Genomic DNA, 12,960 nt, shown 5'->3' on the forward strand with positions numbered 1-12,960 from the left:
GGCCGCGGGCCGGCGCCAACGCAAAAAAAAACAGCAACCGAGGGTTGCTGTCTTCGTCGATGCAATGGTGCGCCCGGAGAGATTCGAACTCCCGACCGCCTGGTTCGTAGCCAGGTACTCTATCCAACTGAGCTACGGGCGCATTTGCATTGTCTGGTTGTGTGTCCTGCCGCGCGTGTTGCCACGTTCGACGGGAAGGCAAGCAGGCTTGCCGTTCGATGTAATGGTGCGCCCGGAGAGATTCGAACTCCCGACCGCCTGGTTCGTAGCCAGGTACTCTATCCAACTGAGCTACGGGCGCATTTACATCGAATTTTCATTACTGATACCGACGGCGAAATCGATACCCTGTTGATGGTGCGCCCGGAGAGATTCGAACTCCCGACCGCCTGGTTCGTAGCCAGGTACTCTATCCAACTGAGCTACGGGCGCGTCAACAGGAGCGGAATTATGCGGATCGGCGTCGCATTCGTCAACGGTTTTTGTGAAGGTCTTCATTCAAATGAACGAAGAAGCTGCTCCACCACGGCTTCCGGCGTTTTCATCCAGGCGAAGTGATCGGCACGCGCACCCAGCATCTGCGCACTGACCACGCTGAGCTGCGCACGCATGCCCGGCATCTTCGCCAGCAGGCCCTGCATCGAGCCCGTCGGTGCCAACCAGTCATGGTCCATCACCACGGCGGTCGCCTGGCCGCGTAGTTCGCGCATCCCGGCCTCCAGATCGGTCGCCATGCCAGCGGCCGCGTAGTGGTTGTTGAGGCCCACGCGCGACCAGTCGCGGATCAGCCCGCGCGCCTCGGTCCCACCGAAGCCAAGCTTCCTGCCGTGCAGGACCCCTTGGCGCTGGGCCAGCCAGGGCAGGAAGCGATACACCAGCGGCAGGGTCCAGCCACGCGGAGCCGGGAAGGTGCGCCAGTACGGCGTGCCGCTGGCGACCAGCCACACGCGGGCGAAACGCTGCGGATGCAACCCGCCGAAACAGCAGGCCAGCTGACCGCCGAGACTGTGGCCGCCGATGATCAAGGGTGTGTCAGCGTCTCTGGCCACGTTTGCCAGGCTCGCCGGCAGGTCCTGCTCGAGGATTTCGCGATAGCACCAGTCCTGCGTGCGCGACGGGCGCAGGCTGCTGCTGCCGTTGCCACGCCACTCGTGCAGGTACACCGCAATGCCACGCGCAGCGAGGGCCTCGGCGAACGGCAGGTAATGGCGCGCGGCCACGCCCAGCGCCGGCAGCCACAGCAGGCGTGCGCGCGGCTGTGCCGGTACACGCGCCAGCAGCTCGACGCGATGGCCATCGCCGGTCTGCACGGGCAGGGGCGAGGCGTCGATCATGCCGGGCGTGCCGCGCCGAAATGGTCGATCATCAGGACCTCGCTGCGGCCCGGGTAATAACCGCTCTGCAGGCCGCGCGCGACGTAGTCGATGGCCGCTTCGCAGGCGTTCGGCAAGGACAACCCCTGGCACAGCTGCGCGGCGATGGCCGAGGCCAGCGTGCAGCCGGTGCCGTGCGCATCCACCGGCAGGCGGGTATGGATGAATTCTTCGCGGGTCACACCGTCGAAGTAGCGATCGATCACGCGGCTGCCTTCGTCCAGATGGCCGCCCTTGAGCAGCACCGCGCCGGCGCCCAGATCCAGCAGTGCGTCGGCGGCATCTTCGGCATCCTCGGCGGTGACGATGCGGCGGCCGAGCAGCAGCTCCGCTTCGGGTGTGTTGGGCGTCAGCAGCGTCGCCAGCGGGATCAGGCGCGTGCGCATCGCCGCCAGTGCGCTGTCTTCGAGCAGCTTGGCGCCGCTGGTGGCGACCATCACCGGATCCAGCACCACGTGCGGTGGGCGGTGCTTTTCCAGTGCGTCGGCCACCAGTGCGATCACCTCGGCGTTGGCCAGCATGCCCAGCTTCACCGCATGGATATCGAAATCGGCGAAGCAGGCATCGATCTGCGCCTGCAGGAAGTCCAGCGGCGGCACGTGTACGGCGGTAACGCCGCGGGTGTTCTGTGCGGTCAGTGCGGCGATCGCGGACAGGCCATGCACGCGATGGGCGGCGAAGGCCTTCAGATCGGCCTGGATGCCGGCGCCACCGCCGGAATCGGAGCCGGCGATGGTCAGGGCGGAAACGGGGCTGGGGCTGGAAGGCGTCATGCCCCAATTGTGCAATGTTTGTCGCGGCAGTGCTGCCGCGTCCTCAGCGCGCCCGCAGCAGTGCCCACTGCCGGTACAGCACGTAGCCCAGCCCGGTGCCGCCGGTGAGCAGTGCGGGGGCGAGCAGGGCGTCGTAGCCGAAGCGCAGGAACAACAGGGCGCCCATCACGCCGCCGGCCAGGAAGCCGCTGACGATCAACCCGCTCAGGGTCAGCCGCCGGATCGGCAGCGGCAGGCCGCGCAACAGGTGGCCCAGCCCGATCCCGAGATCGGTGAACATGCCGCTGAGATGGGTGGTGCGCACCACCGCGCCACTGAAGGTGGTGGCCATCGCGTTCTGCAGGCCGCAGGCCATCGCCGCCGCCAGTGCCCCCCAGATCTGCTGCTGTTTGAACAGCGGGATCGCGATCAGCAGCAACAGTGATTCCAATGCCAGCACGACGCCATAGCGGCGGCCCAGTTGCAGGCCGCTGTCCTGAATGATCACCCCGCTGAGCGTCGCGCCCACGCAGAACGCGATCAACAGCCCCCACAGATGCCCCACCACGCGCCAGTCGCGTTGGGCCAGCGCCATGCCGAGCTGGCTGGTGGTGCCGGTCATGTGGCTGACGGCCTGGTGTTCGAACCCCAGGAAGCCGACCACGTTGACCATCCCGGCCACGCAGGACAGGGCGATCGCCCCGATCCAGACCCAGGTGGGCAGCCGGATGCTCATCCGGCGTGCGTGGGGGTGGTCACGGCACGATCAACGACCCGCGGGCGGGCCGTTGAACTGGACATCCGAAAAACTGCCGCTGGCCGGATCAAACAGCGCGCCCCAGAACTGTGCGCCGCCATCGCAGACCCGGATCGCATCGCGCGCTGGATCGATATCGGCGTCGTCGGGCAGATGGAAGGCGTTGAGATAGATCAGCTGCCGGCCGTCCATTTCGATGCCGACATATTGGCGGTCGAAATCGGCGGCCTTGGGCACCTGCGTCTCCAGCGACGGCAACCGGGCTTCCAGCTGCTCCACCTGTTGGCGGCTGGGCGCCCAGTAGCCGGTGACGCGCCCCGGCTCGCGGCCGGGGCTGGAACGCGAGCAGGTATCCAATACCTGGGCGGCGACGACGGGACGGGTCACCACCCAGGACTGGCCGGTCTTGATCGCGGGCGGGACGCTGGCGCCCGGCCGCGTGTTGGCGGGCGTGCAGGCTGCCGCCAGCGCAGCAAGCGCCAGCGGCAGGACGGCACGGGACAGGGAACGGCTCACAACACCTCCGAAGCGTAATCGGCCAGGCGCGAACGCTCGCCACGGCGCAGCGTGACGTGCGCGCTGTGCGGCCAGTTCTTGAAACGGTCCACCGCGTAGGTCAGGCCCGAGGTGGTCTCGGTGAGGTACGGAGTATCGATCTGTTCGACGTTGCCCAGGCAGACGATCTTGGTGCCCGGGCCGGCACGGGTGATCAGGGTCTTCATCTGCTTGGGGGTGAGATTCTGCGCTTCATCCAGGATCAGATAACGCGACAGGAAGGTGCGGCCACGCATGAAGTTCAGCGAGCGGATCTTGATCCGGCTGGCGATCAGGTCGTTGGTCGCCGCTCGGCCCCACGCGCCGCCTTCCTGGGTATGCGTGAGCACTTCCAGGTTGTCGGTCAGCGCGCCCATCCATGGCGTCATCTTCTCTTCCTCGGTACCGGGCAGGAAGCCGATGTCCTCGCCGACGCTGACCGTGGCGCGGGTCATGATGATCTCGCGGTAGCGCTGCTGGTCCATGGTCTGGGCCAGGCCGGCGGCCAGCGCGAGCAGGGTCTTGCCGGTGCCGGCGGTGCCGAGCAGGGTGACGAAATCGATCTCCGGGTCCATCAACGCATTGAGCGCGAAGTTCTGCTCCCGGTTGCGCGCGCTGATGCCCCACACCGCATGGCTGCCGTGGCGGAAATCGTTGACCAGCGACAAGGTGATCTTGTCGCCGTCCACCTTGGCCACGCGCAGTTCGACTTCATCGTCGCCCGGCAGGTAGGCGTACTGGTTGGGGTGCCAGCTCTCGTCTTCGCTGGCGATGATTTCGTAACTGGTGCGGCCCTTGTCACTCCAGCTGCGCAGGTTGTCGGTGTGCTTCTTCCAGAAGTCTTCCGGCAGCTCGGTGGCGCCGGTGTAGAGCAGGCTGAAATCGTCCAGCGCGCGGTCGTTCTCGTAATCCTCGGAGACGATGCCGGCAATCGCCGCCTTGATCCGCAGGTTGATGTCCTTGGAGACGAACACCACCGGAATCTCGGGCACCTGTTCCTTCAGCGCCAGGATCGCGCCGAGGATGGCGTTGTCCGGGATCACCGCGCCGAAGCTCTTGCCGGCCTCGAAGTGGCTGGTCTGGAAACGCAGCAGGCCCACGCTCTGCTTGCCGCGCAGCTGCAGCCCGTTCGGGCGCTGCAGCGGGATGCCATCGGCCAGGTTGTCCAGGCCCGAGGCCTGCACCAGCTCATTGAGGAAGCGGCTGACCTGGCGCGCATTGCGGCTTGCCTCGGTGGTCCCCTTCTTGCCGTTATCGAGCTCTTCGATCACCTGCATCGGCAGGTAGACATCATGCTCCTCGAACTTGAACAGCGCGGTCGGATCGTGCATGAGCACGTTGGTATCCAGTACGTAGATGCGCTTGCCTCGGGTCATCGTCAATTCCTGGTGGCAGAACAGGGACAAGCCATCACGACCTGCGGGGCAGGGTGATGGCCATTGGGGGTGCCGGGGTGATCACTGGGTTTTCGCGGCCTTCAGGGCTTCAAGGACGGTGTCTGCGTGGCCGGCCACTTTGACCTTGCGCCACACCTGCACGATACGACTGTCCGGCGAAATGAGGAAGGTGCTGCGCTCGATGCCACGCACCTGCTTGCCGTACATGTTCTTCAGCTTGATCACGTCGAACGCGGTGCACAGCGCTTCATCGCCATCGCTGATCAGCGGAAAGGCGAAGCCCTGCTTGGCGCAGAAGTTGTCGTGGGATTTGACCGAATCACGGGAGACGCCGAAGACGCGGGCGCCGGCCTTCGTGAACTGCGGGAGCAGCGCGTTGAAATCGATGCCCTCGGTGGTGCAGCCCGGGGTGCTGTCCTTGGGGTAGAAGTACAGCACCAGCCACTGGCCGGCCAGCTCGCCGAGGGTGGTGGTGTCGCCGCCGGACAAGGCCAGCGGAAGCGCGAGGGTGGTGCTGTCCAGGGTGTCGCCGTCGTTCATGGGTTCCTTTCCGGATCCTGGGGTAGATCTACTACAACTGCATGAAACCCCGCGCGCCCGTGACGAACGCGCGAAACATCAGAACTTCATCGGGTCCATGATCGCATCGAGGTTCAGGTGATCGCAGAACTCGAGGAAATCATCGCGCAGCGCGGCAATGTGCATGTTCGCCGGCACTCCGATCGTGACCTGCGCGGAGAACATTTCCGCACCGGTCTGCATCGCGCGGTAACGCGTGCTCTGCAGGTTTTCGATGGTGATGCCCTGGCGGTCGAAGAAATCGGCCAGCTGGAACAGGATCCCCGGCTTGTCGGCCGCGATCACTTCCACGATGTAGGGCAGCAGGTTGGACTGGGCCTGCTTGGCACCGGTGCGATACCAGACCAGCTTCAGGCCTTCCTCACGCTCCAGCCGGGTCAGCATCGCCTCCAGCTTGGCCACCGAGTCCCACGAGCCGGTGGCCAGGGCGGTGACGGACACGTCGCGCCCGACCGTGGCCAGGCGGGCATCGACCAGATTGCAGCCACTGTCGGCGATACGCCGGGTCACAGGCAGCAGGGGGGACTCCGGATGCGTCGTATAGGCGTTGATCAGGAGGTGGTTTTCGGTCGGCGCAGGCCGCGGCGTGGTGTCGGTCAAGATGGTTCCGGGTGATGCAAGGTGAGTCTGAACGGCCGGACGACGGCACGTTCGCCGGAGTCCAGCATACTTGCCCGCGCTTTCGACCCGCAAGTAACATGCAACGTACATCTGGCCGGCGTTTACGCAGGCGGGGTGCCCCCTTTCTTCCGAGCACGATGTCCTTGTCCCTTTCCGGTCTCATCACCGCGCTGGCGACGCCCTTCCAGGCGAACGGCGCATTGGATCCCGACGGTTGGCAGCGCCTGCTGCACCTGCAACTGGAGGGTGGTGTTCACGGGGTGGTGGTGGCCGGTTCGACCGGTGAAGCCGCGGCCCTGTCCGACGACGAATACGATCAGCTGCTGCGCAGTGCGGTCAAAACCGTCGCCGGGCGCATCCCGGTGCTGGCCGGAACCGGCCTGTCGGGGACGGCCAAAACCATCGAACAGACCCGTCGTGCGGCCGCCAACGGCGCGACCCATGCGCTGGTGGTGACCCCGCCGTACGTGCGTCCGACCCAGGCCGGCCTGATCGCGCATTACCGCGCGGTGGCCGACCAGGGTGGCCTGCCGGTCATCCTGTACAACGTGCCCGGCCGCACCGGCTGCGACATGCTGCCCGAGACCGTGGCCGAACTGGCCCGGCACCCGAACATCGTGGGCATCAAGGAGGCGGTGGGCGATGTGGGCCGCGTCAACGCCCTGCTGGCCCTGCGTACGCCGGACTTCGCCATCCTCAGCGGTGACGACGGTACGGCCGCGCGCTCGATCCTGTCCGGCGTGGACGGCCTGATCTCGGTGGGCTCCAACGCCCTGCCGGGCGCCTACCGCCGGATGTGCGACCTGGCGGCGGCCGGGGAACGCGAGGCGACCGAGTCGTGGGATGCCCGTCTCGAGCCGTTCCATGAATTCTGCGGCGTGGAGTCCAACCCGATCCCGGTGAAGGACCTGCTGCGCCGGATCGGCATTGGTGACGGCCTGCGCCTGCCGCTGCTGCCCTTGTCCGCGGCCCATCACGCCGCTGCCGAACACCTGGCCACCGATATCGGTGCGCTGGAAGCACTATCCAACCACTGATCACAGTGGTCACTCAGGAGATTCCCATGCGTCAATCCGTTTCCGCCTTCCGCGTGCTGTCCTTCGCGATCCTGGCCACCGCCACCCTCGTCGGCACCACCGGTTGCTTCAAGCGCGGCGCCAAGGGCGACTATGCCCTGGCCCCGGAAGTGCGCCCGCTGGAAGTGCCGCCGGATCTGAACGTGCCGGCCGGCCAGGCTGCCGCTACCGCTGCGACCAGCTCCTCGCTGGCCTCGCAGGCGGCGCGTCCGGCGCCGGCCGCGAACCCGGCGGCCGCCAACAACGCCGGCTTCACCGTGCCGGGCACCAAGGAAGAGGTGTTCGCCAAGGTCGGCACCGCCCTGGAGACCGTTGAAGGCGTGAAGATCGCCAGCAAGGCCCAGCTGCTGGGTTCCTACGACGTGGCCTTCGAAGGCAGCGACTTCCTGGTCCGTGTGGTCGCCGTCGATGCCGGTGCTTATGTGTCGGCCGTCGACCCGCGTGGCCTGCCGGCCACCGCGGCAGCCCCGACCAAGCTGCTGGGTGAGCTCAAGGCGAAGCTGGCTCCCTGAAGCGCCAGCGGTAGGCCCGGCCGCTGGCCGGGCAGGCGCGCACAGCATGCCGTCCAGGTGCGAGCTGGATGGCGTTGGAGCGGGCAGCAGCTGGCCAGCGGCCGGCACTACCTGAAATGGCGTGTCATGGAAACGAAAAGGGCGCCCTCGGCGCCCTTTTTCGTTGCTGCCAGAGCCGGGAAGCTCAGCGTTCCAGAAGCTTCAGCTTGTCCGGCTTGCCGTCCCATTCGCCGGCATCGGCGGGCGGGTCCTTGCGCACGGTCAGCACCGGCCAGGCCTTGGCCAGCTCGGCGTTCAGGGCGACGAATGCTTCCTGCCCGGCGGGCACGTCGTCTTCGGGGAAGATCGCATTGACCGGGCACTCCGGTTCGCACAGGGTGCAATCGATGCACTCATCCGGGTCGATCACCAGGAAGTTGGGGCCTTCGTGGAAGCAATCCACGGGGCACACTTCCACGCAATCGGTGTGTTTGCACTTGATGCAGTTTTCGGTGACGACAAAAGGCATGGCTGGATCTGAATCCGACAGTAAGCCGCACAATTCTAGAACAGGTTGGTCCGTGGCGCGGGATCGGATCGTGCCTGAAACCCCGAAATGCCGCTGGCGCAAGGCTCAGCCCCAGCGGAAGGGACTCTCGGGCAGGCCGGGGATGCCGGTCTCCAGCGCAAATACACCGCCGGCACGCGGGCTGGCCGCCAGTTGCTGGTCGGTGTGGTCGAGCCGGGAGCTGGTGATCATCAGTTGCCGCAGCGAGGGCCCGCCGAGCGCGACGCAGGTCGGGTTGCGCACCGGCAGCAGGACCACCCGATCAACTTGTCCGTCGGGGTGATAACGCACCACGCGGGAGGCGCGCCACTGCGCATTCCACACGCCGCCTTCGGCATCGACGATGGCCCCGTCCGGCTCCCAGTGCGGATCGGGCAGGGCAGCGAACAGGCGCAGCGCCCCGCAGTGCGCGCGCTCGGCGTCGTAATCGCAGCACCACAGCGCCGGCCGTACCGAATCGCAGAAGTACATCGTGGCGCCGTCCGCGCTGAAGCAGATCGCATTGGGGATGACGACCGGCGGCAGATTCAGTTCGCGCAGGCCATGGCGCATCGAAAACTGGTAGTAGCGGCCGAGCGGTGCGCGCGCAGGGTCCTCGCTCATGGTGCCGAACACCAGGTTGCCGGCGCGATCGGTGCGGCCGTCATTGCTGCGCGTGTCCGCGACATCGGGCTGCACATCGGCCAGCCATTCCAGCGCGGGCGCGGCGGCATCGCCGTCGCGGTCGATATCCAGCCGCTGCAATGAGCCGGCCAGCGCGATCAGCAGGCGGCCGTCGTCCCCTTCGGCGACGCAGCCGGGCCGGTCCGGCAGCAACCAGCTCTGGTGGCTGCCGTCGGCACTGCGGTACTGCCACAAGCGGCGCTCACTGATATCCACCCAGAAAAGGCACTGCCGGCGGGCCGACCACAGGGCGCCTTCGCCATGGGTGCAGCGGCTGTCGACCAGCAGTGGAACATCGGCGACAGCGGAAGACGGGGCGGCGGCGTCGCGCATTCGGCAGGCTCACAACATCAGCGGGCGTTGCATTCTGCCACCGGGTCGATCAATGCCATGTGCGTTGCGCCTCACTGTCGAGGCCATGCCGCAGTGCATGATTGCCGAGCCGCCGATCCCCGGTCCAGGATGCAGGTGGCTGCCGGTAGACAATCAGGCGCGGGGTTGCGGCAGACGACGGTTCTGATCCACCAACATCTGCTGCGCTGTTCCGCAGCATCCAGTGTCCCTTCACCCAGGGGTTCCCATGTCCAGTGCTTCGCTCAGCAGTACCCGCGCCGGCAGCGGCGAGAACACCGGCTTCATCGTCCTGATCAGCTGCGTGGCCACCATCGGTGGCTTCCTGTTCGGCTTCGACAGCGGCGTGATCAACGGCACCGTCGATGGCCTGAAGGACACGTTCCAGTCCAGTTCGGCCGGGATCGGCTTCGAGGTTGCCTCGATGCTGCTCGGCTGTGCGATCGGTGCGTTCTTCGCCGGCCGCCTCGGCGACCGGCTCGGCCGCCGCGGCGTGCTGATCATCGCCGCGGTGATGTTCCTGTTCTCCGCCCTGGGGGCAGGGGCGGCACACAGCTCCACCGTGTTCATCATCGCCCGGGTGATCGGCGGCTTCGCGGTGGGTGCGGCCAGCGTGATGTCGCCGGCCTACATCGCCGAGGTGGCTTCGGCCCGCTACCGCGGCCGGCTGGCGACGGTGCAGCAGATCGCGATCATCAGCGGCCTGTTCTGCGCCTTCCTCAGCAACTATCTATTGGCCAAAGCGGCCGGTGCCTCCACCCAGGCGCTGTGGCTGGGGCAGGCGGCATGGCGCTGGATGTTCTGGATGCAGGCCATTCCCTCGCTGCTGTTCCTGTGCCTGCTGCTGGTGATCCCGGAGAGCCCCCGCTTCCTGGTGGTCAAAGGGCGCCGTGACCAGGCCCTGGCGGTATTGACCCGGCTGTACGGCCCGGCCGAGGCGCAGGCCAAGATCACCGAGATCGAGGGCTCGCTGTCCCAGGACCAGCACCGCCCGACCTTCTCGGACCTGATCAGCAAGGCCACCGGCAAACTGCGCCCGATCGTCTGGATCGGCATTGGCCTGGCGGTGTTCCAGCAGCTGGTCGGCATCAACGTCGTCTTCTATTACGGCGCGGTGCTGTGGCAGGCGGTGGGCTTCTCGGAGAACGACGCGCTGCTGATCAACGTGCTCTCTGGTGCGCTGAGCATCGGTGCCTGCCTGATCACCGTGGTGCTGATCGACCGCATCGGCCGCAAGCCGCTGCTGTGGGTCGGCTCGGCCGGCATGGCGATCTCGCTGGCACTGGTCACCATTGCCTTCGCCAGTGGCTCGCTGGATGCCGCCGGGAAGCTTCAGCTCACCGACACCATGGGCGTGCTGGCGCTGGTGGCGGCCAACGTCTACGTGATCTTCTTCAACATGTCCTGGGGCCCGGTGATGTGGGTGATGCTGGGCGAGATGTTCCCCAACCAGATCCGCGGCTCCGGGCTGGCGGTGGCCGGCGCGGCGCAGTGGACCTCCAACTTCGCCATCACCGTTTCCTTCCCGATCCTGCTGGGCAGCATCGGCTTGGCCGGGGCCTACGGCATCTATACGGTGGCGGCGGTGATCTCGGTGTTCTTCGTGCTGCGCTTCGTGAAGGAGACCAAGGGCAAGGAACTGGAGCAGATGGAGGGGTGAGCGCCGTTTCCGACCTCCTCGTTGCGGGACGCTTTGCCGGGTCGGGGAGTGCACTCCCCGGTCCGGGCCTGGCAGGGCAGGCGCCGCAGGCCCTGACCCTGAACGCAAAAAACCCCGCCGTGGCGGGGTTTCTGGCTTTCTGCACCGCGACTGGTGCTCCCTAGGGGACTCGAACCCCTGTTTTAGCCTTGAGAGGGCCACGTCCTAACCATTAGACGAAGGGAGCAGGCTTTGTCGCGAACTGCGCAGCGCGCTAGTATATGGACCTAGATGCCATTGGGCAATCCCGAAAACTCAACCGGAAGCGCCAACATCAATTCCTCTGCTACATCACCGTTCAGCCTGCGCGTGATCCCGCGCGATCAGCACAACATCTCCCGCAAGGACATCAGCCCGAACGCCCTGCGCGTTCTGTACCGGCTGCGTGATTCCGGGTTTGCCGGTTACCTGGTCGGCGGCGCCGTCCGCGATCTGCTGGTGAACGGCCACCCCAAGGACTTCGACGTCGCCACCGACGCGACGCCCGAGCAGGTCAAGCAGTTGTTCCGCAACTGCCGGCTGATCGGCCGCCGCTTCCGCCTGGCGCACGTGGTGTTCGGCCGCGAGATCATCGAGGTCGCCACCTTCCGCGCCAACATCGACGATGGCAGCGGCGACCGTGAGATGGAAAACGGCATGCTCGTGCGCGACAACGTGTACGGCAGCATCGAAGACGACGCGATCCGCCGCGACTTCACCTGCAACGCCCTGTACTACGCGATCGAGGATTTCTCGGTGCGCGATTACACCGGCGGCTTTGAAGACGTGCAGGCGCGCCTGATGAAGCTGATCGGCGACCCCGAGCAGCGCTATCGCGAAGACCCGGTGCGCATGCTGCGCGCGGTGCGCCTGGCGGCCAAGCTGGGCTTCCAGATCGAAGAGGCGACGGCCGAACCGCTGCCGCGCCTGGCCAATTTGCTGGCCGAGGCCGCCCCGGCGCGCCTGTTCGAGGAAGTGCTCAAGCTGTTCCTGTCCGGGCACGGCGTGGCCAGCTTCGAGGGCCTGGAGCGGTACGGCCTGCTCGATGTCATGTTCCCGGAAAGCGCCGCGGCACTGCGCAGCAACCGCAGTGGTGCGTTGCGCCGGATGGTCATCGAAGGTCTGCACAACACCGATCTGCGTGTGGCCAATGATGAGCCGGTGTCGCCGTCGTTCCTGTTCGCGCTGCTGCTGTGGCCGGCGTTCTGCCGCGCCCTGGCCAGCCTGCAGAAGCAGGGCGTCGCACTGGAAGAGGCGCAGCGCCGTGCGGCGGACCGCGTGACCCTGCACCAGCTGACCACGATCGCCCTGCCGCGCCGCTTCTCGCTGCCGATGCAGGAAATCTGGCTGCTGCAGGGCCGCTTCGGCTCGCGTCAGCGCAAGCGCGTGATCCGCACCTTGACCCATCCGCGCTTCCGCGCCGCCTACGATTTCCTGGTCCTGCGCCAGGTGGCCTCCAGCGAGCATGAAGCCGATGTGGCGTTCTGGCGCGAAGCCCAGCTGCAGTCCGGCACGGAGCTGGATTCGGCACTGGATGCCGCCCAGGCCGAAGGCGAGGGCGAAGACGGTGCACCGCGCAAGCGTCGCCGCCGCCGTCGTCGTCCCGGTGGAGTGGCAGGCGAGTAAGCCGTGACCCTGGCCTGTATCGGATTGGGCGCCAATCTCGGGGACGCCGCGCAGACCCTGCGCGATGCGTTCCAGGCGCTGGCGGCCCTGCCGCAGACCACACTGCGGGCGCGCTCGCAGCTGTACAGCACGCCGGCCTGGGGCAACCAAGACCAGCCGGCGTTCGTCAACGCCGCCGCCGTGCTGGAGACCACGTTGCCCGCACCGGATCTGCTGGTTGCCCTGCTGGAGATCGAGCGCCGCTTCGGCCGCGTACGTGATCCTGCCGTGCACTGGGGGCCGCGTGCACTGGATCTGGACGTGCTGTTGTATGGCGAACAGATCATCGATCTGCCGCAGTTGCAGGTACCGCACCCCTATCTGCATGAGCGCGGGTTCGCGCTGCTGCCGTTGGCCGAGATCGCGCCCGACGCCATCATTCCCGGGCACGGCCGCGTGCGGGATACTGTGATGCGGGTCGAGGCCTGCGGGATCGCTTCAATAGGAGGATAATG

14 protein-coding genes and 4 tRNA genes are annotated in these 12,960 nt (G+C 66.6%); 5 read left to right on the top strand and 13 right to left on the bottom strand.

From position 1 onward, the window contains the following. Positions 1 to 65: 65 nt before the first annotated feature. The 10 genes from ACE026_RS05025 to ACE026_RS05070 form a co-directional block, all read right to left on the bottom strand. Positions 66 to 142 (bottom strand) — tRNA-Arg (locus ACE026_RS05025). 82 nt (positions 143 to 224) lie between these two features. Further along, positions 225 to 301 (bottom strand) — tRNA-Arg (locus ACE026_RS05030). 54 nt (positions 302 to 355) lie between these two features. After that, positions 356 to 432 (bottom strand) — tRNA-Arg (locus ACE026_RS05035). Positions 433 to 494: 62 nt separating this feature from the next. Further along, positions 495 to 1,334, bottom strand: coding sequence for an alpha/beta hydrolase family protein (locus tag ACE026_RS05040; RefSeq protein ID WP_486038209.1), 840 nt, complete (start codon positions 1,332 to 1,334; stop codon positions 495 to 497). Continuing rightward, on the bottom strand, positions 1,331 to 2,146 hold the full coding sequence (thiD, locus tag ACE026_RS05045; RefSeq protein ID WP_486038210.1) for a bifunctional hydroxymethylpyrimidine kinase/phosphomethylpyrimidine kinase: 816 nt from the start codon (positions 2,144 to 2,146) through the stop codon (positions 1,331 to 1,333). The genes ACE026_RS05040 and thiD overlap by 4 nt, the downstream gene beginning before the upstream one ends. Positions 2,147 to 2,189: 43 nt before the next feature. Continuing rightward, positions 2,190 to 2,861, bottom strand: coding sequence for a YoaK family protein (locus ACE026_RS05050; protein ID WP_486038211.1), 672 nt, complete (start codon positions 2,859 to 2,861; stop codon positions 2,190 to 2,192). 30 nt (positions 2,862 to 2,891) lie between these two features. After that, positions 2,892 to 3,398 carry a hypothetical protein gene (locus ACE026_RS05055; protein ID WP_486038212.1) on the bottom strand — a complete coding sequence of 169 codons (507 nt, stop codon included), beginning with the start codon at positions 3,396 to 3,398 and terminating at the stop codon, positions 2,892 to 2,894. Next, a complete protein-coding gene (locus ACE026_RS05060; protein ID WP_486038213.1) occupies positions 3,395 to 4,792 on the bottom strand; it encodes a PhoH family protein in 1,398 nt (465 codons plus the stop codon). The genes ACE026_RS05055 and ACE026_RS05060 overlap by 4 nt, the downstream gene beginning before the upstream one ends. Before the next feature lie 81 nt (positions 4,793 to 4,873). Further along, the gene (locus ACE026_RS05065; RefSeq protein WP_486038214.1) at positions 4,874 to 5,353 is read right to left on the bottom strand and encodes a peroxiredoxin; all 480 of its coding nucleotides are present in this window, start codon (positions 5,351 to 5,353) and stop codon (positions 4,874 to 4,876) included. Positions 5,354 to 5,431: 78 nt separating this feature from the next. Further along, positions 5,432 to 5,992: a glycine cleavage system transcriptional repressor gene (locus tag ACE026_RS05070; protein WP_019183297.1), complete on the bottom strand. Its 561-nt coding sequence runs from the start codon at positions 5,990 to 5,992 to the stop codon at positions 5,432 to 5,434. A 164-nt stretch (positions 5,993 to 6,156) separates the two neighbouring features. On the opposite strand from ACE026_RS05070, the gene dapA reads away from it, so the two are divergent. Together dapA and ACE026_RS05080 are read left to right on the top strand one after the other, a co-directional pair. Further along, complete coding sequence (dapA, locus tag ACE026_RS05075; RefSeq protein ID WP_282262771.1) at positions 6,157 to 7,050, top strand: 4-hydroxy-tetrahydrodipicolinate synthase; 894 nt, start codon at positions 6,157 to 6,159, stop codon at positions 7,048 to 7,050. Positions 7,051 to 7,076: 26 nt separating this feature from the next. Then, positions 7,077 to 7,601 carry a hypothetical protein gene (locus tag ACE026_RS05080; protein WP_313212562.1) on the top strand — a complete coding sequence of 175 codons (525 nt, stop codon included), beginning with the start codon at positions 7,077 to 7,079 and terminating at the stop codon, positions 7,599 to 7,601. A gap of 184 nt (positions 7,602 to 7,785) precedes the next feature. Here ACE026_RS05080 and fdxA read toward each other — a convergent pair whose 3' ends face one another. Together fdxA and ACE026_RS05090 are read right to left on the bottom strand one after the other, a co-directional pair. Then, on the bottom strand, positions 7,786 to 8,109 hold the full coding sequence (gene fdxA, locus ACE026_RS05085; protein ID WP_228887545.1) for a ferredoxin FdxA: 324 nt from the start codon (positions 8,107 to 8,109) through the stop codon (positions 7,786 to 7,788). Positions 8,110 to 8,214: 105 nt separating this feature from the next. After that, positions 8,215 to 9,144 carry an SMP-30/gluconolactonase/LRE family protein gene (locus ACE026_RS05090; protein WP_486038215.1) on the bottom strand — a complete coding sequence of 310 codons (930 nt, stop codon included), beginning with the start codon at positions 9,142 to 9,144 and terminating at the stop codon, positions 8,215 to 8,217. A gap of 247 nt (positions 9,145 to 9,391) precedes the next feature. On the opposite strand from ACE026_RS05090, the gene ACE026_RS05095 reads away from it, so the two are divergent. After that, entirely contained in the window at positions 9,392 to 10,822 is a 1,431-nt protein-coding gene (locus ACE026_RS05095) for a sugar porter family MFS transporter (RefSeq protein WP_486038216.1), read from the top strand. Positions 10,823 to 10,973: 151 nt separating this feature from the next. Here the strand turns inward: ACE026_RS05095 and ACE026_RS05100 are convergent. Then, positions 10,974 to 11,048 (bottom strand) — tRNA-Glu (locus tag ACE026_RS05100). Positions 11,049 to 11,098: 50 nt separating this feature from the next. Here ACE026_RS05100 and pcnB point away from each other — a divergent pair. Together pcnB and folK are read left to right on the top strand one after the other, a co-directional pair. Beyond that, positions 11,099 to 12,466: a polynucleotide adenylyltransferase PcnB gene (pcnB, locus tag ACE026_RS05105; RefSeq protein ID WP_486038291.1), complete on the top strand. Its 1,368-nt coding sequence runs from the start codon at positions 11,099 to 11,101 to the stop codon at positions 12,464 to 12,466. 3 nt (positions 12,467 to 12,469) lie between these two features. After that, positions 12,470 to 12,958 (top strand): 2-amino-4-hydroxy-6-hydroxymethyldihydropteridine diphosphokinase, encoded by a 489-nt coding sequence (gene folK, locus ACE026_RS05110; protein WP_486038217.1) that lies wholly within the window; start codon positions 12,470 to 12,472, stop codon positions 12,956 to 12,958. Positions 12,959 to 12,960 lie beyond the last annotated feature (2 nt).

Source organism: Stenotrophomonas sp. AGC87, from assembly GCF_057333975.1.